We start from the raw sequence: 20,037 nt of genomic DNA, 5'->3' as shown, positions 1-20,037 counted from the left end.
TCAGCTCCTTTCGAGAGTGGTGGAGGGGTCCTGGCCGTCGGGGCCGACGAGTCGGAACCAGGCCTCGTGCGTCTCACACAGGTTGTGCCGCCGCAGGGGCCTGCGAGGTGAGGCACGGTGGGCGCGCGGGGCGAACTGGAGGGCTTCCATGCCGGTCTCAAGGCGGTCCAACGTCCGTTGCCGTTCCGCGTCGGCCTCCAGCGACGGCGCGGAACGGTCGGCGGTGTCCGTGGCGTTCACGGTCCTACTCGCCGTCGTCGAGGACGGCGTCGTGGCCGTCGCCCTTGATGTGGCGGGCGGGGTTGTAGCCCTGTTCCATCAGGTCGACCGCCCACGCCATGTCCTGGACGCCTTCCAGCTTCGCCAGGCCGGGGGTTGGCCCGAGGCGGAAGGCGCCGGGGATCGGCTTGCCGGACTCCGCGTAGGGCAGGAAGTCCAGCGGGCTCTGGCTCGGCGAGGGGTAGACGACGCAGTCGGACAGCACCGCAAGCGGGAACATGCCCGTCATCTTCGCCATGTTGAGCAGCTTGCGGTGCATGTTGACCCGTGCTTTGGAGATGACGGCGTTGCGGATCCAGGGCGCCCAGGTCGAGCGCTTCATGGCCGGCCACTCCTCGCCGTCCCGGTAGCCCTTGCCCTGCGGGCCTTCGAACAGCTTGCCGATGCCTCCCTTGACCGTGCCCTTGATCGCCGCGAGGACGGCCGCCATCGCCTGGTCGACCTGCTTGTGGACCTCCATCGCCGCCAGGAACTCGGCATCCGACAGGTCCTTCGTGACACCAAGGTCGGCCAGGGTCTCAACGTAGGCGGTCTTGAGCCGGTCGTGCCACGGATCCAGGTACGCGCCGGTCTCGCGGCGCAGGTATGCCTCCAGGATCTCGACGTTGTAGCCGAGTTCCTGGGCGTAGGCGACGGTGTGCGTCTGGTACCAGGCCGGGCCGGCCGGGCGGGTGCTGTCCGGCGTGAACGGGCTGGGCAGACGCGGGTCCAGTTCGATGTGCGAGAGGTCGACCAGCCAGGAGCCGGGGACCTTCGGGTAGAACTTCGGGCGCACGAAGTGCTCCGGCTCCGACAGGCCGACCATCAGCCTCGCGGCGGCCGCAAGGAACGCGGTGTTCAGGTCCAGGCCCACCGCGAACGGCAGCGCCGCCTCCTGCCCGGTGAGCAGGTCGACATCGCGCACCCACTGGTACGCCTCCTCGTTAACAAAGCCGCCCTCCCAGCCGGAGCTGACGACCACGGGGTGCTCGGGGCGGGCCTCCGGCGGCGCCGGGGCCACCGGCTCGGTACCCAGCGAACCGGCGTTGTGGCCCGAGACCCAGTTGCCGGTCTCCTCGTCGCGTACCGGTCGGGTCGGCGGGCGCAGCGCGGTCATCAGCTCCAGGCCGGAGACGGCGGTGGAGCCGCGCGGGGTGATGACTCGCTGGGCGTAGATGCCGAGGACGCGGGCGATGTCGGCCGGCTTCATCTCCGCCTCACTGACGCCGGGCCAGGAACGGGAGTCAAGGGCGTCCCACGGGAGGATCGCGAGCTGGACGCACTGCCGGTCGCGTCCCTGGGTCTTGCGGTAGATCCGGGCCCAGGGGCCAAACCCGCGCTGGGTGAGCTCCCACTTCGCCTTCAGTACCTGCTTGACGACCGGGTGGTCCTCCGCCAGGCGCAGGCCGCGCCGGTCCTCCAGGCGCTCGGGCAGCCCGAACTTCGCGGCCGCGGCCGCCGTCAGCACGATCAGCGGGTCGGAGTCCTTGCCGTAGCGGTGCAGCTTCGGCGCGCCGAGACCGGACTCCTTGAGCGTCCACTCCACCAGCTCCACGATCGTGGTCGCCGGGCAGTCCAGCGCGATGCCGTTGACGCCGTACGCGGTCCCGTCTGCGTCCAGGACGGCGAGCGGGCCGTGCTGGTAGGGGGGCGGGGCCGGGTGGGGAATGGCGGGCTTGTGGGCGGGCCGCCGAGATGCCGCTGCTGTCGGCCTGACGCCGGAGCTATGGCTGGGCGTGGAAGCGGGTTCGGGAGCGGGTTGTTCGTTGTCCGGCTCTGGGTGAGCGTTTTCTGTGGTGTGCGGTGGGTGGGCAGCCGCGGCGGTGGGCCGGTGTGGGGCCTCGGGCTGGGGTGGAGCGGTCGTGGCTGGGGTGGGAGGGGTGCCGTGGGTGGGGTGTTTGGCTGCCCAGCCGTTCAACAGTCGCTGGTACGCCGACAGGCGCGGCTCTTTGGGTTCGGAGCGGCCGTTCTCCCAGTTTTTGACGCTCTGCGTCGACGTCTTCAGTGCGGCCGCTAGACGCGCCTGGGTGATGCCGGCGGCTTCGCGGAGCCGGGCGCGCTCTGCGGGAAGCGGGAGCTGCGGCCCTTCGTCCAGCAGCGCGTCGACCGACGCGAACAGTTCTTCCTCACTCGTCCCCATACTCCGGACACTAACACCCTCTTTAGCCTTTCGTTTACCCCTTCCTTTAACCCGATCGGGGTGTCTCCCTCGTTGTGTGCAGCACAGCACGAGACACCCCGAAATGATGTGGCCGGAGTGGTCTTCCGGTGGGGGCGCGTGCGCTATTCGGCTGCTTCGGTCAGGTGGGCGAGGGTTGATCCGGTGGGGCCTTCGCGGACGTGGAGGCGATGGGGGATGCGGCGGCGTAGTTCGGGGATGTGGCTGATGACGCCAACCGTGCGGTCATGGGCGCGAAGGGAGTCCAGGACGTCGAGGACCTTGTGGAGGGTGTCTTCGTCGAGGGTGCCGAAGCCTTCGTCGATGAAGAGGGTGTCCAGGGGGTTGCCTCCAGTTTCTTGGCTGACGACGTCGGCCAGTCCGAGGGCGAGGGACAGGGAGGCGAAGAAGGATTCGCCACCGGAGAGGGTGTCGGTCTTTCGGGGGCGGCCGGTCCAGGCGTCGGTGATCTGGAGGCCGAGGCCGGAGCGTGCGCCGCGGGCGGCTTGGTGGTCGGAGTGCACGAGGGTGTAGCGGCCCTCGGACATGACTTGGAGGCGGACGTTGGCGGCGGTGACGACTTCTTCGAGGCGTGCGGCCAGGACGTAGGCCTCGAGTTGCATGCGGACTCGGGCGCTGGGCGAGTTGCCGGTGATGAGTTCGGCAAGGTAGCGGGCGGTCGTGTGGGCCTGTTCGAGCGGCTGCATGCGGTGGATGGTGGTGTCGAGGCCGGCGGTGAGCTGCGTGATGGCCTCGTGTCGGCGGCCGGCGGCGTCGGCGAGGGTGACGGCTTTGGTGTGCTGGTTGTCAGCGGCTTCTCGTGTGTTGGTGGCGGCGTCGAGGTCTGCTGGGGGCTGTTCGGCGGCCAGTTGCAGCGTGAGGTCGTTGAGGACTGCCGTGTGGGCGGCGCAGTCCTCGCGCCATTGGTTGATCTCTGCCTCGATGGCGTGGAGGTCTTCGGCGTTCAGCAGGGCTTGCTGGGCCAGTGTGGGGGTGTCGAAGCCGTTGTCCTTGGCGGCGAGGGCGGCTTGGGCAGTGTGGTGGGTGAGGGTCTGGCCGGTGGTGGTGACCTGGTGGGCGGATTCCCGGGCTTCTTTGAGGTGGTTCGGCGGTGCGATTGAGGTCGTCGGCTCGGGCGGCGACGGTGGAGTGGATGCCACGGGCTTCGAGGGTGACGGTCAGTTCCTCGATGCTCAGAGTGAGGGTGTCGTAGCTGGCGTTGCGGGCGGACAGGCCTGCGGTGGCGGTGCTGTGCTGCTGGGACATGTCCGTGTGCCCGCGGTCGAGCAGGTGGAGTTCTTCTTGGGCGGGACCTTGGTCAGCGGCGCGGTTCAGGGCGTCGGCAAGCTGGGTGGTGATGCTGGTCTGCTGGGTCTGGAGCTCTGCCAGGGGGGTGTCGCCAGCTTCTCCGGTGGCGGTGGCGGCCTGTTCGCGAAGCTGTTGCAGCGTGGTTGAGGCGGTCTGCTGGCGGGCTTTGGCCTGCTCGTGGAGGACTTCGGCGTGCTGTTCGTCCTGGCGTGTGGGCTGCCCGTCCTGGGGGGCGGCAGGGGCTGGGTGGGCGCATGATCCGCAGACGGGGCAGGGGATGCCATCGGTGAGTGTCGCGGCGAGTTCGGCGGCCATGCCTTCGGTGCGTCGGCGGCGGATGGCGAGGTAGGCCTGGCCGGTGGCTTCCTCGGCGTTGGCCAGGTCCTGTTCAGCGTGGACGATCTTGGCGCGGTGCGCATCGCGACGCTCGGCGGCTTCGAGGCGGACGTTGAGCGCGTTCCGTGCATCCTGGTGGCTGCTGCCTTCTGACTCGGCCTGGCGGGCGGCTTCTCGGCGGGCCTCAAGGTGGCGGCGCCGGTCGGGTTCCGCTTCGAGCCACGCGTCGGCTGCCCGCTGCTCAGCGGCGAAGTCCTGCCGTTCGATGTCGATGCGCTCCAGGTCCTCGGCCAGGCGGCGGAGGGTGTCTTCTTGCGGGACAAGGGCTCTGAGAACGGCGGCTTCGTCACGAGCTTGCTGCTCGACGGATTGCAGTTGTCCGGCGTCCAGGTCGACGTGCTCGGGCTTCAGGCATTCGCGGGCGGCGCGTTCAGCTTCCTGGGCCTGGCTGTGATCGTTGGCGGCGGTGTCGGCAGCGTGCAGCAAGGGGGCCACCTGTTGAGCACGACGGGCCTGGTCCCGGCGATGGAGCAGGATCTCCTGGTGAGGAGCCTGTTCCTGGAGCACGGCAAGCTGCTGTGTGGCATGTGAGTGGGTGGCCTGCTGTTGGTGGAGGTCACGGGCCGCACGTTCGAGAGACTGCTGCTTGATCTGGTTCTCCTTGGCAGCAGCGGCTACTCGGAGAGTGTTTTCGTGCTCTGCCTGGCCGACGCGGGCAAGGTCCTTGGCCCAGGCGTGTGCGTGCATGATCAAGGTGTGCGGGTCGTCGGGGCTGGGTGCGGGATGTTCGGCTTTCAGGTCGGGGCCGGCGGCCTGGTGGATCCGCTCGATCAGGCGCAGTACGTCGCCTCGGGCCTCGTCGCGGTTCTTCTCGGTGGTGCGGCTGTGTTCGTTCAGCCAGCGTTCGATGAAGGAGAAGCGGTGGGTGCGGAACAGTTTGCCGAGGAGGTCTCGTCGTCCGTGGGCGTCGGAGTGGAGGAACTTGGTGAATTCGTTCTGGGGCAGCAGGACGACCTGGCAGAACTGCTCGCGGCTCATTCCCAGGAGACCAGTGATCTCGACGGTGGCCTCTTGGTGGGACTTGCTGGAGGGCTCCCAACGGCCCTGCCCGTCGGCGTCGCCAGCCCATTCCTCAAGTCGAGTCTCAGGCTTCTGAGGGGTCTCGCCTTTACCGGATATCTTCAGGCGTGTCTGGGCCGGGATCCGGTGGATGCGCAGGCACCGGCCGGCAAGAGTGACTTCCAAAGTGACTTCGGTCAGGAGCCCGGCCGGAGCGTGGTGGCTGCGCAGCAGCAGGTCGCGATCGCCGGGCGGTTTGCCGTAGAGGGCGAAGCAGATGGCAGCGAAGACGGTGCTTTTGCCGGCTCCGGCGTCGCCGTGCAGGAGGAACAGTCCGTCGGCGGACAGGGCGTTGAAGTCGATGGTGTGGGTGCCGGCGAAGGGGCCGAAGGCCTGCAGGCGCAGGTTGTGCAGGCGCATGTCAGACGGATTCCTTCTGCTGCTCGTTCAGGCGGGAGGCTTCGACGGCTTGCTGAAGTAGTGCGTGTTCGTCCGGGGTGGGGTCGGTGCCGCGCATGCTGTTGATGAAGTCGGTGGTGATGTCGAGGTCGCTGCGGCCGCGGATGCGGTCGCTGTAGGTGGCGGTGTTCGTGGCCTGTGCGGGGATGTGAGCGGGCCGGTGCTTGAGGTCGGCGGTGTGAGGGAAGCGGCGGCGCAGGCGGGCCATCGCCTCGAAGGGCAGGGCCGTGTCGGTGAGGGTGATCTCGAGCCAGGCGTCCTTCAGTGGCTCGTATGCGGGGCTGGTCAGGAGGTCGTCCATGAAGCCGGTGACACGTTCGAGGCGGCGTGGGACGGGGCAGGGCCGGCGGGTGAGGGCAGGTGCGTCCTGTGGGGTGAAGTCGACCAGGGTGATCGATTTAGTGTGGCGGGCTTCGGAGAAGGAGTAGGCCAGGGGTGAGCCGCTGTAGTGGATGCGGTCAGTGACGCGCTGGACGCCGTGGAGGTGGCCGAGAGCCACGTAGTCGATTCCGTCGAAGACGTCGGCGCCTACATGGGCGACGCCGCCGGCCCCGCGGAGCGGTCCGTCTTCCGCCCCTTCCACGCAACTCTCGCCACCCATCTGCGCGGAGAGCCAAGCACCGAGCAGATCATGGCCGACCCGATCGTCGCCGCCACCTGGCAGCAGCGTCGAGAACAAGCCCATGCAGCCATCTTCGAGGCCATGCTGTCCACGGTCTCCAAAGATCCTGCCGGGCAGCGGGACTGGCTCACCGCACATCCCTACCTGCGTACCTATGTCGCCCAACATGCTGCTACAGCAGGCCCGCAGGCTTTCCCGCAGCTTGTCGGCGATCTGGGCTACCTGGCCACCGCCGATCGCCTCACGCTCACCCCGGAGCTGACCTCCAGAGCCCTACTCACCTCCGCCCCCGGTCTGCACGACATCGCACGTGTGTACCGGCGGGCCCGTCCACTGCCGGGTGCGAACCTTCGTGCGAACGCCGCCTATCTACGGGAGGCATCTCATGCGCTGACTGACCCACCGGCCGTTCCCGACGGCTCCTGCGTTCTTCCCCTCTACACAACCCTGATGGCATCGGTCCGTCCCGACCAGAGCAAGTCGACGCTCACCGGTCACGCCAAGAAGGCGAATGCGGTCGCCTTCGGCAGGACACGCAACGGAGACCTGCTGCTCACCGCAGCAAGCGACGACGGGGCGCAGGGTGCGTAGGTGGTGGACGTCCGGCAGCTGCTGGACGTACCGGGTCTGCCTGGCCCTGCTCGTCTTCTGTCTGATCGAGCGCCAGGTCCGGCGGGCCCTCGGCCCCGAGCAGACGATGGCCGGCCTCTACCCGGACAACCGCCGCGTCCGTCCCACCGGCCGGATGGTCCTCTACCACCTCGGTGAACTCACCCTGCACATCGGAAGCATGATCGCCCGACCCACAGTGCAGATCACCCGCGGCGTCCAACTCCGCCTCCTCGACCTCCTCGGCATCGAAGTCACCCGACCCCGCTGGCCACAGACCTGAACCGGTGACCTGTGCGGCACCGCCTACACTCTCCGGTGTGACAGCCATGGAGTCGGTGATCCGCCCGGCGGCCCCGGCCGACCTGGACGCCGTGGCCGAGATCTTCACGCACTATGTCCGCCACACCGTGATCACCTTCGAGGAGACCCCTCCCTCGGTAGCCGCCTGGCACCAGCGGCTCGACGACCTCGCCACCCAGGGCCTGCCCTTTCTGGTCGCCGAGATGTCCGGCGACGTTGTGGGCTATGCGTACGCAGGACCCTGGCGTCCCAAGCCTGCCTATCGGCACACCGTCGAGAACTCGATCTACCTCGCCCCCGACCGGACAGGCCAGGGTCTTGGCGGCACCCTGCTGGAAGCCCTGTTGGCCACCTGTGCCCAGACTCACGTACGGCAGATGATCGCTGTCATCGCCGACGCCGGCACCGACGCGTCGGTCGCGCTCCACCGCCGTTTCGGTTTCACCGACGTGGGCCGGCTGGCTGCTGTCGGCTACAAGCATGACCGCTGGATCGACACCGTGCTAATGCAACGAACCCTTGGCCCCACACCAACGGATGCCACAGACCTGAACCGGTGACCTGCGAGGTACGAGGCTAGAGCGCGGCCGTCAGCGCCAAGCTGTCGCGGTAGAACCGGCGAGAAGACTTTTGAACAGTGCCGGCAGGAGGTCGCCGACATGATCGAAGCCCCGGTGCTGGCCACGCGGGACTAGCCCGGGCTGATCGGGGGTGCGCTGGTGTGGGGCAGCAGGCTAGATGCCGCGCAAGAGGACCGGTGGCAGCCCCTGGCCGGGTGACCAGGGGCCGCCGAAGGGAGCCGGCCCTCTTGGGCCGGCCCCCTCTGGCCTCTCGGCCGCTTGGCGCCCAGGAGGCGTCAGCCGATTTTGCGCCACGTGCAGGTAGTGGCGGCTGTCGTGCAGTGCTCGAACCCGGGAAGGGTCACGATGAAGCCGTCACCGTCCAGCATCCGCCAAGGCAGAGCCGGGAAGCCGGTGAAGGCCCGCTGGTTCTGCACGCTCGGGATCGCGGCCCGTTCGTCGCCGTGCGAGTGTCGGCGAGGATGCCGAAGTTCGCGAGTTACGGCTCTGGTCCACCAGTTGTGGTCGCGCACGCAGCCTGGCTGTGGCTCATCGTCAGATGGCTGCCGAAGTCGCTCGAAAACCGTCCCGACCGGGGCCCAAGGGCTGTCCCGTGAACGATCTTCAGGTCCTCGGGCGGGCTGGGCCGCGGTGTGGCCTTCTCATTCATCCGGCGAGGGCGAGGTTGTGCATCGAGGCGATGCCGCTCATGGCGCGGTGGACGGCGTCGCCCTTGCGGCGGCAGTCGCGGAGAATCTTCCGGGTCTTCATGCGGGCAAAGACGTGCTCGACACCTGCGCGGACCTGCCTGTGGGTCTCGTTGTGCGCGTCCTTCCAGCTGGGCAGTTCTTCACCTCAGTGTCGACGATGCGGCGGGACCGGTCACCAGCTTCCCGAAGGCGCGCGGGCTCAGCCCGGTGAACGGGGCCATCCAGGACGGCTCCGACGCCGTGATCACACAAGCCACGCCGGGATCATCGCTCCGTAGCGTGCCCCGTCAGCAAGCTTCCCCGCCTCAGCCGAACTCGTGGACCACCTGGATCTCTCCGACAATGTGGGCGTTGAACTCGTCCAGCTCCTCAGCCGGAACCCAGAGCTCGAGGATCGTCCGGCCACCCGCCTGTTGGATGGGATACCGGCTCAAGAACTCCGACTCGACCTCAAATCGGGTGACGAATCCGGCGCCATCGTGCTTCACGTTCCAGTCCCGCGCGATCCTGATCGCGTAGTCCTCGTTGAGGACCGGGTAGAAGATCGGCTGCTCGGGCAGCCGAGGCGGCCACGCACGCCAGTTCAGCTCCCGAACCAGATCCAGCTCTTTGGGGCCGGTGGGGCGCCACAGGGTCGTCGTTGCTTGCTGGTTGGTCATGTGCATCGCTCTCTGAACGTACGCCGCCGACAGGGCGGGGCGGGCGGGTCGGGAGACCGGACGATACCGGCACCACGAACTCGGCAGCCACGGAGTTTCCCCACCCGGGCCAGCTCCGTGACCAGCAGTTACGGGACACCCTTCAGGGTGTCCCGAGGACCGGAGCGAGGGCGGTCAGCAGGCGGGTGCCGAGGTCTCGTCTCGCGGCTTCGGTGTCCAGGTGGGCGTCGTCGAAGCCTGTCCAGTCGGTCTCGTGGACGGCGTTCTCGAACATGCCGAGGTTCAGCGGCTCGTTCGGGTGGCCCGGCCACTCGTCCGCCTCGCGCAGCACCGTCTCCAGGAGGGCGAGTGGCAGGGCGCAGCTCTCGGCGAGGAGGACCGCGTCGTACAGGTCTTTGGCCTGCGGGTACATGTCGCAGCTGAGCCACAGGAGCTTCCAGGCCAAGGACAGTTCCCGGTCCGCGGCCGGCAGGCGGATGCCTGCGACCTCGGTCGGGCGGGGCGGGGTCGGGAGGCGTTCCTGGAAGACGAAGTCGAGCTGGACCTGGCCGCCGGGCAGTCCGGGTGCCGTCCACGGCAGGACCAGACGGTGACCGGGCACCCGCTCGTAGGTCCAGATGTACTCGCAGACGCCGCCGGCCGCCGAGATCGACAGGTCCGTACCGCTCTCCTCGGCAAGGCGCTCCGCCGCCTCGGCGATGCCGTCGAGCATGGCGCGGGTACGCGGCTCCTCGATGCGCCAGGTCTCGGGGACGACGACGAAGTCGATGTCCTTGGGGGCGCGGGCGGCCTCGCCGAACCAGGCGGACATCAGCATGCTGCCGCGCAGCACGAGGAACTCGGCCCACGGTGAGCCGGCGACGGCCGCGAGAACGAGCTCCAGGGCCGCACGCCGGACCACCTGCCAACGGGCCCGTAGCTCCGGGTCCTCGACGACGCCGTCAGCGGGGCGGTAGGCCTCGTCGAAGTGCTTGAGGGCCGGGTCGAAGATCCGGTGCCGGACGGCGGCGTCGCCGATGCCGGCGGTCAGGGTGTGCGGGAGCTCGTCCTTGCGGTGTACGTAGTCGGCGGGGGGCTCCGCGCCGGTGCCCGGCCCGTCCGGGATCGACGGCGCCCACTGCTTGTCGTTCATACGGCTTCCTCCAGCCAGCCTTCGTCCCATGACAGGTCGCTGTCGGAGAGGACGAACTCCCGCTCCTGCGCGACCAGTTCGTGTCCGGCGGTGACCAGCGCGGCAACGAGCGCGTCGCAGGCGCCTCCCGCCGCGTCTGCCGGCCCTGGGTGTCGCTGGGTCACGAAACGCTCGTGCCGGCCTCCCTGGCCCGGCAGGACCCGGCGGGCGTTCCAGGAGACGTGGGCGCCGTGCGGAGTAACGAGGGCTTCCAGCGCGGCCCGGTCGTACGTGGCGGGCAGCGCCAGCTTGAGGTGGTGCTCGTAGTAGCCCCCGCCGGGACCCACCGGCTCTGTGCTCCAGGGCACCGTCTCTACCTTGACCCGCACCGGTTCGAAGCCGGCTTCCCGCAGCCCGGCCACGACCGCCGAGTGGCTGGTCCCGTCGGGCAGGGTCAGCATCGGCTGGACCGGCGTCCGGCCCCGGGCCAGGACGATGGTGGTGACCTTCAGACCCCGGCCCGCCGCCCACGCGCCGAGTCGGGCCTGCTCCCCCTCGGTCCGGCACCGGACCGTCACATGCGTCTCGTAGACGTTGTCGACCTTGTGCATCTCTAACCTCTCGTACACCGCGACGAGTCTGGCAGACAGGTGTCGGGGGCTCATCCGGGTTTCCGGGCCGGGCGCCCGTAGGCTCGCAGCCGACGACGACGGGAGAAAAGGCATGTGGAAGTGGGGCCTGGACCGGGCCGGGGTCAGGGAGCCGCTGCTGCGGCGGGACTACACGCAGCAGCGGCGGGCGGTGCGGAGGTTCGCGACGGCCGAGTACGCGGCCGCGCGGCTGCTGCTTCCCGCCGCACTGCTGCCGCACGTCGTGGCCGCCGTCGCGTTCATGCACGACACCGACGACCGCATCGACCGCGGGACGGCCGACGAGCGGGCGGCCGCGCTCGTGGAGTGGGACAGCCTGGTACGGAAGGCCTTCGCCGAGGGTGACTCCCGGTTGTCCGTGCTGCGTTGTCTGGTGCGCACCGCCGAGCGCCACCCGGACGTGCGCGGCCACGTGGAGGAGTTTCTGCGGGGCTGCGAGCGCGAGGTCGCGTGGCGGGCCATCGCGGACGAGGAGGAACTGGAGCAGTACGTACGGGAGTACTCCCTGCCCGCGCTGATGCTCACGGCCTGCCTCCTCGCGCCCGCGGACGTGCCGGCGCGGGCGGTGTTCGCCGACGGCTGCCATCGGCTCATCCGTGCCATGCAGCGCATCGACTTCCTGGAGGACCTGGCCGAGGACGTGCGGGCGGGCAGGCCGGGTGTGCCCGCCGATGCGGTGGCGCGCCACGGCGCGGACCTGAGCCGGCCCGGCGTGGCGCTGGGGCTGCTCGTCGGGGAGCAGGCGGACCGGGCGGCCGCCGATCTGGTGGCGGCCGGCCCTCTCATGGGCGTGGTGGACGCTCCGTACCAGCCCTTCGTCCGGGCCCTCGTCGGCGTTCAGGGCCTCCGGCTCGACGCGGTACGGCGTGCGGGTGCGTCGTTGGCGACGCGGGGCTCCGGTCCGTCGGCCCGGGCGGCCGTCGTACTGCTGTCACGGGAGGCGGTGGCACGGGGCCGGTGGGTCCCGCGGGCCGGGTCCTGAGGGGGTGTCTCGCCGGTTGTCGGTCGTCGGTCAGGGTGGGTCAGAGGGTGGTGTCGTCCGGTGTCGTGGGGCGCGAGGCGGAGGTCGTGATCGCCTCGGGTGGGATGCCCTGTGCTTGCAGTCGGGAGAGGAGTTCTGTCTCCTGTCCCTGTGTGAGGGCCATCCACAGTGAGGTTCCCGAGCCGCCGGCGCTGAAGACCAGCTGTTTTCCTCGTCCGGCTTCGGCGTGGATCGTGTGGGGAGCCAGGTCCAGCAGCAGCTTGAACTGCGCGTCGTCACGGACGTCGATGCCGATGCCCATCCCAGGATCGGTGCGCCGGGAACGAGTGCCGTCCGCCACCGCCTCGCGGGCCAGAGACAGCGCGTGTTCGTACGAACGGAGCACGGCCGGAGGCCAGGGGTCGTCGCTGTAGGCGTCGAGGTGGGCGGTGTCGATGCCGGAACGCAGCACGCGTAGAGCCTCGCGGTGGAGGTGCGCGACGTGCGTGGGGCTCAATCCACCTGTGAGTGTGAGTTCGCGGCTCGGGCGGCCATGGTGGTTGATCACATGCCTGACCGTCCCACAGGGGGTTCTGCGGCGTGTTTGGTGGGTGGCTGCGGCCGCGAGCGAGAACTGCGGGGCGGCGCGCCCCACCACCCTTCGCCGCCGTGCCTCGGCGGCTTGTCCGGGTCAGCGGTCCAGTGTGGGCAGGTGGGCCAGGCCGGTTTCGAGCATGATGCGGCCGACCGTCTCCTCCAGGGAACTGCCGGCGTCGATGACCGTCTCGAGCCCGCCGGCCAAGAGGTCCCGCGGCCGGTACCAGTCACGCAGCCGCGTCTCGTCCACATCGTCGGCGATCGGCTTGGTCGCATGCCGGACCAGGGTCTCGTCGAACGGCACGTCCAAGTAGTACCCGTGGGTCGCACCCCGGTGATCGGCACGGAGCCGGGCCAGCATCTCACCGTAGTGGTCGGCATAGAGAATGCCTTCGACCACGACATGGAACCCGGCACCCAAGGCATAACGGGCCGTCAGGTCGATCAGACCGATGTTCGCCGCACCCGGCCGGTCCCGCTCCTGGAGCACGACACGGCGAAGATTGTCCTGCCCCACCACCGCCAGACCGCGACCGAACCTCCCCCGCAGACCCGCCGCGACCGACGACTTCCCCGACGCGCTGTTTCCACGCAACACCACCAGCCGCGATCCCTCGCTGCCCACCATCACAGCCGCACCCTACCCACGACCCACGACCGACCCACGGCCCCACCCGCAAAGCTCCCCAACACCACCGGCATCGCCCCCGCACAGGACGGACGGCTACTCCCCCATGTCCGCGTGCGCAGAATCGGGCAGGGGCTGCGCAGCACGCCCTCGACGACGACTGACCCCGTCGCGGGCGATCCCGACTTCCGGCTGCCCCCCCCACTCCGGCACCCCCTGACCAGTCGCCAGCAGGAATGACCCCCGACTCGGGTACGTGACGCCGACATGGCCGGGCTCAGGCTGGCACGGGACCCGGCCGCCCGCTCAGACTGACCCCATGGAAACCATGGTGCCCGTAGACGGCGGCGAACTCTGGGCGGACGACACCGGAGGAGGCGGACTGCCGATGGTCCTGGTCCACCCCGGCGTCGGAGACTCGACGATCTGGGACCCCGTTCTGCCCGCCCTCGACCCACGGCGCCGGGTCATCCGCTACGACGCCCGCGGCTACGGCCGCTCACCCGCACCGAACGTCGCGTACTCACCGACCGCGGACCTCAGAGCGGTACTCGACCACTACGGGCTGGCCCGGGCCGTCCTAGTGGCCTCCAGCATGGGCGGGGCCGCCTCGATCGCCCTGACCCTGAACAACCCCGAACGGGTCGCGGGCCTCGCGCTCCTCGTCCCCGCCGTCACCGGATACGACAGTCCCGCCGACACGCAGCTCCACCAGGACATCGGGAAACTCGCGCAGACCGGCGACACCGAGGGCATCGTCCAGCTCGGCCTCAGCCGGTGGGGCCAGGCCGCCGGCGGCGGCCCCGAGACCGACCCCGTCGCGGCCGCCCACCTCAGAGCCGTACTCCCCGCCTGGTTCGCCAACATCACCCACCAACAGACCGATCCCCCGGCCTTCGACCGGCTCGGCGAGATCACCGCGCCCACGGTCCTTGCACTGGGCGAGCTGGACCGACCGGAAGTGGTCCGCTGCAACGAGGAGATGGCCGAGCGGATCCCCCACTGCCGTCTGGTCCGCCTCGCCGACTCCGACCACTACCCGACGCTCCGGGAGCCGGAGAACTGCGCCCGGCTCATCCAGGAGTTGTACGCCAGAACACACTGAGACCCAGGCGGCACGCCACCCGCATTGCGAGACCGCGAAGAAGATGACGGGGACCGTACCGCGACGGGCGCGAATGCCCGTCGCGGTACGGACCAGGGGGCGGTGGTGTAGCGGGCGACGGTGGTCTCGCGCGTCTCGGTGTACACCCGTAGCGCGTCGGCCCAGCCGTAACGTCGACCCCCAGGCTTCGCCGGCGCTGCTGGGCACGGCATCCCGGCGGTGTCGTGGGCGGTCTTCCGATCAGCCGCGCCGGCTACCGCGATGATCAGGTTCCCGCCCACCCGGGCGGGGCGCCGGCCGTTTCGGCGCTCCGGTCGCGTCCTGCTGGGGTCAGTCCGCAGCGGGCCGGAGGAAGTCGGCGCCCACAGACCGGGCGGTCTCCTCGACCGCGTCGCGGTTCTCGTCCGCAGCCGCGAACAGGACCATGCCCATGCTGCCCTTATCGCCCCACACGCACAGCGCCCGCAGCGTGCCGACCACATCGGTGTACCTGTGGCACCGCATCCAGCCCCCGTACGGGCCGACCCCCGCCCGCCAGGTGTCGTGGACGACACCGACCCCCTCCGTCTCCATGGGGAGGATCCCTCCGTCGTCGTACACGTACGACTCCCGCATCTCGTGGAAGTCTCCGGTCATCACGGCCACCAGGTATTCGGCGGCGGCGTCAGGAGCGGCGTCCTGCGCAACGTACATCCGGGCGGTCGACTCTTCCTTCTCGCTTGCGGACACGGCGCCGAACGGGTCGAACTCCTCGCGGAGGTCGAAGCCTTGCAGACCGCGGAAGGTGTCGTGGGCGACGATGTCGTAGCGGGGATAGGCGAGGGATGAGGCGTAGGCCGTGACGCCGATGACGAGCAGGAGGGCGAGTCCGGCTCCGGCGAACGCGTACTCACGAGGAGTGACGCGCGGCACGGGAGGCAGTTCCGGCGGCCCGAACCCGTCGCCCCCGATGCCCGGTTCGTCACCGGGTACGGCCTCGGTAGCGGCTGCTGCCATCCGCTCGGCAGCCCGCTCACGGGCGGTCCGCAGCAGTCTGCGGAGACCGAGGAACGGCAGGCCCAGCAGCAGCCCCAACCCCGTCGCCACGCCGTACGGCATCGACGGCAGGACGGTGATGCGCAAGGCGATCAGCACCGCGACGACCGCACCCGCGGCAAAGCGGAATTCGAGGCCTCGGCGCAGCAGCATGCGCGCCCAGGTGCGGCCGGTTGCGGCGAGGGCGTCCGTTGTCTCGGCAAGAACCGCGAGCCTCAGATCGCGCGGGGCCGCAGCGGCCCACTGCGCGGCCTGAGCGGCGGCAGCCTGAGGGGTGGGCGCTTCGGCGAAGGCACGGGCCGCGTCGAACGACTGCACTCTGCGCGCCGAGACACTGTTCTTGGCATTCGTGGAAACAGAGCTTCCCGCAGCCTCGGCCCGCAGCAACTCCGGCGAATGCGGAGCAAGTTCTCGCAGACGGGTGAGGAGCGCGGGGCCCCGGGCGTGTCGCCCCGGTCGGTCCAGCGCGTCGGTGTGGGCGCAGAGTTCCGCGTACCCGGCGAGCAGGCCTATGTCGTGCGGGAAGGCGTCGAGGCCCTCGCGGAAAACCCGCTCGGCGGCGTCGTCGTGGTCGTCGTCGTCCTCGGCCATGTGGGCGCGGGCCAGCGCGAGGAGGACCCCGGCGTCGGGCTCGTCGGTGTCGAGCGCGGTCCGCGCGGTGGTGCGCGCCTCGGCCGATCGGCCGGCGGCTACAAGCGCGTCGACCCGCCCTCGCACGTCGTCCCGCACTTCGTCCCGCACGTCGTCCTTGTTGTCGTTCAAGAGTCCCCACCCCTGGTGCAGCAGGCCGGAGGATCGCGGCCGCGAGCGTCACTATCACCCGTACCGGAATTCCGGTCAACCCGAATCTCACTCCACTGACCTGCTCTTTTGCCTCACAACAGCATGCAATCGGACGCCCTTCGGGCACCCGTGCCGCTTCGACGTCACCCGCGGCGATCAGGGCGAGACAGGTCTCCGGTCTCCGGGAGGGGGTACGCCGCCACACCCAGTCGGAAAGGCGAGCAAGGGACAGAGTTCGGGACCTGTCCGGACGTCGTGCCGGGCTGCTCAGGCGATGATCTGGCGTCGCCGAATCTGTGGTGCGCCTGTCATACCGGACGCGTAGAGTCCGCCTGTTCACAGGGGAGGGATCAAGGTCCGATGAAAATCAGCAGAACGGTCCGGGCGGCCGTCACGGTAGGTCTCATAGGAGCCTTCGTGGGATGCGTACCGCGCGGGTCCCAGGCGGGGGACGCTACGCCGAACGCGCAGCCACCGGGCGACTCCCGCCCGGCGGCACGAACCGAGGCGAGCCTCTACGCGTCCGCCGAGCGGCTGCCAGAACGAGTGGCTCCGGACGGTACGACGATCGTGGTCGGGAATCCCGGGGCCATCTCGACGGTGCAGGTGTACGAGGATCCGCGCTGTCCCGTCGTCGAGGAGTACGAGCGCACTGGCGCCAAGGCGCTCCGGAAGCTGCTGCTCATGGGGGAGATCAAGGCCGGGTACACGTTCGCTTCCTTCAGGGACGACCGGCTCGGCGGCGACGGCTCGAAGCGAGCCGTGAACGCGCTGCGCGCGGCGCTGGAGAAGGGGAAGTTCGTCGAGTATCACGCGGTGCTCTTCGAAAACCAGGCTGCCGTCGAGAGCAGTGGCGGGTTCACCACCGAGCGCCTCCTGAAGCTGGCCGAGAAGGTTCCAGGGCTTCGCGATGAGGCCTTCGACCTGGCTGTCAGGACGATGAAGTACCGCTCGTTCGTCACCGCATCCCAGCAGGCCTACGAGCAGACCGGCGACGATCCGATCGGCCCCGGCACACCCACGATCGTCGTCAACGGCCACACCATCGACGGCGGTCTGTACGGCGCCAACTTCGACGCGCCCCTGTTCCGCCTCCTGGTCACAGACCTTCGCAAGGACCCCGACACGTGGGACGCGGTCTACAAACCCTTCAAGGAAAAGGCAGAGGCCAAGGCTGAGGCCGAGGCCGAGGCGGCCGAGTCCTGAATCGGGCGGACGCCGGCAATGCCAAACCGGCGAGCATTCGCATGACCGGCCGGGCAGGCTTCCCATGCGGGCTCCCCGGCCGCCTGCGGCTTCCGAGGGAGCGCGGCTGGCGACCGTCCAGGCGCCAGGAGGCGCGAGCGTGAGTGCGGGGCCGGCTGGCCGACCGGCGGCGGCTACCGCTACGGCTACGTCCCGAGCCTCTTCCCACGCTCGGTCGGCCCGGGGGAACGGGGCCCGGTGTCGGATCCCGGCGGCCTGCCCGGGCGCTTGAAGGGTGGGGGAACAGTTCCCGGTGCTGAGGGCGGGGATTCGTGGTCAGAGGAAGGCACGTCCCCCTTGGGCGCCGAGAAGCCGTTGGCGCTCGCGCCGCGGATCTTCCCCCGCAGGGGCGGGGAACGGAGCTGCTAGCGGAGCCGTAGCCACTGCCAAGATTTCTGTGTCGGGAAGGGCGGTCAGCTGCCCTGCAGTGCCGTTTCGTTGATGTCGGGGCTATGCAGGATGTGGGGGCCCGCGCCTGCCTGGGTCGTGACGGTGAGCATGGCGAGGCCGATGTTCTCCGTGGTCGTGACGTGCCGGGGCGCGACGCGCCGCAGGAGCGGGTAGAGGACGGACAGCAGCGGGTAGAGCCGGCGGTAGGCGGGTGTCCGGGACTGTTCGCCGTGGGAGGCCAGGATGAAGCCGGGCCGGAACATGTAGGCGTGGAACGGCATCGCGAGGAGTTCGTTCTCGGTGCGGCCCTTGACGCGGGCCCACATCCGGCGGCCGCGCTCGGTGCTGTCGGTGCCCTCGCCGGAGACGTAGACGAAGGTCAGTCGCGGATCGGCGGGCAGTGCCCGGGCGGCGGCGAGGGTGTAGTCGTACGTGATCGTGCGGTACTCGTCCTCGCGTTTGCCCGCAGAGGTGACGCCCAGGCAGAAGAAGCACGCGTCGACGTCCGCGAACTGGTCGGCCACGTCGGTGAAATCGGTGAAGTCCTTGTGGATGAGTGTGCGCAGCTTGGGGTGTTCGGTGTCGAGCGGTCCTCGTACCACTGCGGTCACGCTGGTGACCCGGTCGTCGAGCAGGCAGGCGCGCAGGACGCCCTGGCCGACCATGCCGGTCGCGCCGAAGAGGAGCACGTTCATCAGGGGTCTCTCCAAGGTGGGGAATCTGGGGTGGGTGGGGGCGATCCAGGGGGTGGGTGTCAGGCGGTGAGGACGGGGAGGCGGGCGCCGGTGAGGTGTTCGGCCTGGGTCCACAGTCGTGTGTTGGTCGCGGTGTCGCGGGCCCGCTTGGTGGTCCTGGCCGGTCCGGTCGGTCCGACGAGGCCGAAGCGTCCGCTGGGGCCGTAGTAGCCGGCGGCTTCGGCTTCGGGGCTGGTCGCGGCGTAGAGGAGCGGCTCGGCTCCCTGTTCGACGCCCTGGGAGGGCAGGAGGTAGGCGGCTTCGAGCGGTGAGCGCTTCGGCTTGTCGCGGCCCAGGCTCGGACCGGAGCTCTGGAGGTTGGTGCGGGTGAACCCGGGGTGCGCGGCGGTGCTGAGCAGATTCCAGCCCTCCTCGGCGGCGATCGCGGCGAGCTGCCGGGTCAGGATGAGGTCGGCGAGCTTGGACTGCGCGTAGGACAGGTTCGGGCGGTAGCGGCGGCGCTCCCACTGGAGGTCGTCGAAGTCGATGCGCCCGTAGTTGGCGGTGCCGCTGCTCATGGTCGCGACCCGGGGCGCGGCGGCGGCGAGCAGGGCGGGCAGCAGGCGGACGGTGAGGGCGAAGGGGCCGAGGAAGTTGCTGCCGAACTGCAGCTCGAAGCCGTCGGCGGTGGTCATGCGGGTGGGCGGCGCCATCACGCCGGCGTTGTTGACCAGTACGTCGAGCGGGGTGCCGTCGGCGATGATCCGGTCGGCGAAGTCCCGGACCGAGGTCAGATCGGCCAGGTCCACCCGGCGGACCTCGATGTTCGCGGCGGGGTGCCGTGCCAGGATCTCGGCGCGCGCCGCCTCGCCCTTGGCGGGGGTGCGGACGGCCATCACGACGCGGGCGCCGGCGGCGGCCAGGCGCCGCGTCGCCTCCTTGCCGGTGCCGCTGTTGGCGCCGGTGACGACGATCAGCTTGCCGGTCTGGTCGGGAACGTCGTAGTCGTACATGAGGGCTCCTCGGATCGAAATTAAGAGACTGTCGGTCTCTTGCAATTCCAAGCTAGCAGACCCCCGGTCTGTTAACAAGAGACCGGGGGTCTGTAGTATGTGTCGCATGACGAACTTCCAGCGCGCGCGCAGCGACGAGCAGCGGGAGATGCGCCGCCGGGCCATCCTGGACACCGCCGCGGCGATGCTGACCGAGATGCCGGTGAACCAGCTCAGCCTCAACGAGCTCAGCCGGCGCGTGGGCCTGGCCAAGTCGAACGTCCTGCGCTACTTCGAGTCACGCGAAGCGATCCTCCTCGAACTCCTCGACGTCGCCCTGCGCGCCTGGCTGGAGAAACTCGACACCGAGCTCGACGTCGGGGTCGACGACGGCGCGCCCGCGGACGCACGCGCCACCCAGGTGGCCGACACGATCGCCGGCTCACTGGCGGAGCAGCCGGTCCTGTGCGACCTCGTCAGCGCCCAGGCCGCCGTCCTGGAACGCAACGTCTCCCCGCAGATCGCCGCCCAGTACAAGCACGCCGCGCTCGCCAGCGTCGCCACCATGGCCGCACTCGTCCGCCGCCACCTCCCCGAACTCGACGAAGCGGCGGCCTTCCGGTTCGTGGCCGCCGCCGTCATGGTCACCGGCGCGGTCTGGACCCACGCCCGGCCCTCCGCCGCGATGCTCGCCGCCTACGCGGCCGACCCCCAACTCGCCGCCATGCGCATGGACTTCACCCCGACCCTGCGCGACGTACTCGACGTACTCCTGGCAGGACTGCTCACCGGCGCCCCGCACTGACACGGCAGGGCGAGGGCGCC

Annotated in this window: 20 protein-coding genes and 1 pseudogene; 7 read left to right on the top strand and 14 right to left on the bottom strand. The window is 69.7% G+C overall.

Annotation, left to right across the window (positions count from 1 at the left end; all coding sequences use genetic code 11):
- The 5 genes from ACFWRO_RS11705 to ACFWRO_RS11685 all read right to left on the bottom strand — a co-directional run bounded on the left by ACFWRO_RS11705 (position 1) and on the right by ACFWRO_RS11685 (position 6,077).
- Positions 1 to 240: a hypothetical protein gene (locus ACFWRO_RS11705; protein WP_384507845.1), complete on the bottom strand. Its 240-nt coding sequence runs from the start codon at positions 238 to 240 to the stop codon at positions 1 to 3.
- Between the two features lie 4 nt (positions 241 to 244).
- Positions 245 to 2,398: a telomere-associated protein Tap gene (gene tap / locus ACFWRO_RS11700; protein WP_384507842.1), complete on the bottom strand. Its 2,154-nt coding sequence runs from the start codon at positions 2,396 to 2,398 to the stop codon at positions 245 to 247.
- Between the two features lie 143 nt (positions 2,399 to 2,541).
- Positions 2,542 to 3,123 carry an SbcC/MukB-like Walker B domain-containing protein gene (locus tag ACFWRO_RS11695; RefSeq protein ID WP_384507839.1) on the bottom strand — a complete coding sequence of 194 codons (582 nt, stop codon included), beginning with the start codon at positions 3,121 to 3,123 and terminating at the stop codon, positions 2,542 to 2,544.
- A gap of 100 nt (positions 3,124 to 3,223) precedes the next feature.
- Positions 3,224 to 5,539 (bottom strand): AAA family ATPase, encoded by a 2,316-nt coding sequence (locus ACFWRO_RS11690; protein ID WP_384507836.1) that lies wholly within the window; start codon positions 5,537 to 5,539, stop codon positions 3,224 to 3,226.
- Position 5,540: 1 nt separating this feature from the next.
- On the bottom strand, positions 5,541 to 6,077 hold the full coding sequence (locus tag ACFWRO_RS11685) for an exonuclease SbcCD subunit D (protein ID WP_384507833.1): 537 nt from the start codon (positions 6,075 to 6,077) through the stop codon (positions 5,541 to 5,543).
- Between ACFWRO_RS11685 and ACFWRO_RS11680 the strand changes: the two genes are divergently transcribed.
- Genes ACFWRO_RS11680 through ACFWRO_RS11670 form a run of 3 tightly spaced genes read left to right on the top strand, consistent with a single transcriptional unit; the run spans position 6,063 to position 7,672 of the window.
- Positions 6,063 to 6,791 carry a hypothetical protein gene (locus tag ACFWRO_RS11680; RefSeq protein WP_384507830.1) on the top strand — a complete coding sequence of 243 codons (729 nt, stop codon included), beginning with the start codon at positions 6,063 to 6,065 and terminating at the stop codon, positions 6,789 to 6,791. The two genes, ACFWRO_RS11685 and ACFWRO_RS11680, sit on opposite strands and share 15 nt — an antisense overlap.
- Entirely contained in the window at positions 6,784 to 7,092 is a 309-nt protein-coding gene (locus tag ACFWRO_RS11675; RefSeq protein ID WP_384507827.1) for a hypothetical protein, read from the top strand. The genes ACFWRO_RS11680 and ACFWRO_RS11675 overlap by 8 nt, the downstream gene beginning before the upstream one ends.
- Positions 7,093 to 7,138: 46 nt before the next feature.
- Positions 7,139 to 7,672, top strand: a complete 534-nt coding sequence (locus ACFWRO_RS11670; RefSeq protein WP_384507915.1) for a GNAT family N-acetyltransferase — start codon at positions 7,139 to 7,141, stop codon at positions 7,670 to 7,672.
- 666 nt (positions 7,673 to 8,338) lie between these two features.
- Here ACFWRO_RS11670 and ACFWRO_RS11665 read toward each other — a convergent pair.
- The 4 genes and pseudogenes from ACFWRO_RS11665 to ACFWRO_RS11650 form a co-directional block, all read right to left on the bottom strand.
- Positions 8,339 to 8,521: pseudogene (locus ACFWRO_RS11665) on the bottom strand (transposase); the annotation flags it as partial.
- Positions 8,522 to 8,687: 166 nt separating this feature from the next.
- Positions 8,688 to 9,041: a hypothetical protein gene (locus ACFWRO_RS11660; protein WP_384507824.1), complete on the bottom strand. Its 354-nt coding sequence runs from the start codon at positions 9,039 to 9,041 to the stop codon at positions 8,688 to 8,690.
- 142 nt (positions 9,042 to 9,183) lie between these two features.
- On the bottom strand, positions 9,184 to 10,173 hold the full coding sequence (locus ACFWRO_RS11655; protein WP_384507821.1) for a nucleotidyl transferase AbiEii/AbiGii toxin family protein: 990 nt from the start codon (positions 10,171 to 10,173) through the stop codon (positions 9,184 to 9,186).
- Positions 10,170 to 10,781, bottom strand: coding sequence for a hypothetical protein (locus ACFWRO_RS11650; protein ID WP_384507818.1), 612 nt, complete (start codon positions 10,779 to 10,781; stop codon positions 10,170 to 10,172). The genes ACFWRO_RS11655 and ACFWRO_RS11650 overlap by 4 nt, the downstream gene beginning before the upstream one ends.
- A 94-nt stretch (positions 10,782 to 10,875) precedes the next feature.
- Between ACFWRO_RS11650 and ACFWRO_RS11645 the strand changes: the two genes are divergently transcribed.
- Positions 10,876 to 11,784 carry a squalene/phytoene synthase family protein gene (locus ACFWRO_RS11645; RefSeq protein ID WP_384507815.1) on the top strand — a complete coding sequence of 303 codons (909 nt, stop codon included), beginning with the start codon at positions 10,876 to 10,878 and terminating at the stop codon, positions 11,782 to 11,784.
- Positions 11,785 to 11,824: 40 nt separating this feature from the next.
- Here the strand turns inward: ACFWRO_RS11645 and ACFWRO_RS11640 are convergent, their stop codons facing one another.
- Complete coding sequence (locus ACFWRO_RS11640) at positions 11,825 to 12,280, bottom strand: hypothetical protein (protein WP_384507812.1); 456 nt, start codon at positions 12,278 to 12,280, stop codon at positions 11,825 to 11,827.
- A gap of 174 nt (positions 12,281 to 12,454) precedes the next feature.
- Entirely contained in the window at positions 12,455 to 12,988 is a 534-nt protein-coding gene (locus ACFWRO_RS11635; protein WP_384507809.1) for a kinase, read from the bottom strand.
- Between the two features lie 319 nt (positions 12,989 to 13,307).
- Between ACFWRO_RS11635 and ACFWRO_RS11630 the strand changes: the two genes are divergently transcribed.
- Positions 13,308 to 14,093: an alpha/beta fold hydrolase gene (locus tag ACFWRO_RS11630; RefSeq protein ID WP_384507806.1), complete on the top strand. Its 786-nt coding sequence runs from the start codon at positions 13,308 to 13,310 to the stop codon at positions 14,091 to 14,093.
- A gap of 330 nt (positions 14,094 to 14,423) precedes the next feature.
- Here the strand turns inward: ACFWRO_RS11630 and ACFWRO_RS11625 are convergent, their stop codons facing one another.
- Positions 14,424 to 15,890 carry a hypothetical protein gene (locus ACFWRO_RS11625; RefSeq protein ID WP_384507803.1) on the bottom strand — a complete coding sequence of 489 codons (1,467 nt, stop codon included), beginning with the start codon at positions 15,888 to 15,890 and terminating at the stop codon, positions 14,424 to 14,426.
- 591 nt (positions 15,891 to 16,481) lie between these two features.
- On the opposite strand from ACFWRO_RS11625, the gene ACFWRO_RS11620 reads away from it, so the two are divergent.
- Positions 16,482 to 17,117 (top strand): DsbA family protein, encoded by a 636-nt coding sequence (locus ACFWRO_RS11620; RefSeq protein ID WP_384507800.1) that lies wholly within the window; start codon positions 16,482 to 16,484, stop codon positions 17,115 to 17,117.
- Between the two features lie 452 nt (positions 17,118 to 17,569).
- Here ACFWRO_RS11620 and ACFWRO_RS11615 read toward each other — a convergent pair whose 3' ends face one another.
- Both ACFWRO_RS11615 and ACFWRO_RS11610 read right to left on the bottom strand, forming a co-directional pair.
- Positions 17,570 to 18,256 carry an NAD(P)H-binding protein gene (locus tag ACFWRO_RS11615; RefSeq protein WP_384507797.1) on the bottom strand — a complete coding sequence of 229 codons (687 nt, stop codon included), beginning with the start codon at positions 18,254 to 18,256 and terminating at the stop codon, positions 17,570 to 17,572.
- Between the two features lie 44 nt (positions 18,257 to 18,300).
- Positions 18,301 to 19,233, bottom strand: a complete 933-nt coding sequence (locus ACFWRO_RS11610) for an SDR family oxidoreductase (protein ID WP_384507794.1) — start codon at positions 19,231 to 19,233, stop codon at positions 18,301 to 18,303.
- Between the two features lie 106 nt (positions 19,234 to 19,339).
- On the opposite strand from ACFWRO_RS11610, the gene ACFWRO_RS11605 reads away from it, so the two are divergent.
- Positions 19,340 to 20,017, top strand: coding sequence for a TetR family transcriptional regulator (locus ACFWRO_RS11605; protein ID WP_384507791.1), 678 nt, complete (start codon positions 19,340 to 19,342; stop codon positions 20,015 to 20,017).
- Positions 20,018 to 20,037 lie beyond the last annotated feature (20 nt).

It is taken from the genome of Streptomyces sp. NPDC058579 (genome assembly GCF_042718575.1).
Classification (GTDB): domain Bacteria; phylum Actinomycetota; class Actinomycetes; order Streptomycetales; family Streptomycetaceae; genus Streptomyces.
Note: the sequence above shows the minus strand (reverse complement) of the source record. Positions and strands in the feature narration are given on the sequence as shown.

Coding starts and splice junctions, on each gene's coding strand:
- ACFWRO_RS11660 (WP_384507824.1), bottom strand. CDS start 9,041: ATGACCAACCAGCAAGCAACGACGACCCTGTGGCGCCCCACCGGCCCC.
- ACFWRO_RS11630 (WP_384507806.1), top strand. CDS start 13,308: ATGGAAACCATGGTGCCCGTAGACGGCGGCGAACTCTGGGCGGACGAC.
- ACFWRO_RS11695 (WP_384507839.1), bottom strand. CDS start 3,123: ATGCAGCCGCTCGAACAGGCCCACACGACCGCCCGCTACCTTGCCGAA.
- tap (WP_384507842.1), bottom strand. CDS start 2,398: ATGGGGACGAGTGAGGAAGAACTGTTCGCGTCGGTCGACGCGCTGCTG.
- ACFWRO_RS11605 (WP_384507791.1), top strand. CDS start 19,340: ATGACGAACTTCCAGCGCGCGCGCAGCGACGAGCAGCGGGAGATGCGC.
- ACFWRO_RS11645 (WP_384507815.1), top strand. CDS start 10,876: ATGTGGAAGTGGGGCCTGGACCGGGCCGGGGTCAGGGAGCCGCTGCTG.
- ACFWRO_RS11670 (WP_384507915.1), top strand. CDS start 7,139: ATGGAGTCGGTGATCCGCCCGGCGGCCCCGGCCGACCTGGACGCCGTG.
- ACFWRO_RS11655 (WP_384507821.1), bottom strand. CDS start 10,173: ATGAACGACAAGCAGTGGGCGCCGTCGATCCCGGACGGGCCGGGCACC.
- ACFWRO_RS11635 (WP_384507809.1), bottom strand. CDS start 12,988: ATGGTGGGCAGCGAGGGATCGCGGCTGGTGGTGTTGCGTGGAAACAGC.
- ACFWRO_RS11690 (WP_384507836.1), bottom strand. CDS start 5,539: ATGCGCCTGCACAACCTGCGCCTGCAGGCCTTCGGCCCCTTCGCCGGC.
- ACFWRO_RS11610 (WP_384507794.1), bottom strand. CDS start 19,233: ATGTACGACTACGACGTTCCCGACCAGACCGGCAAGCTGATCGTCGTC.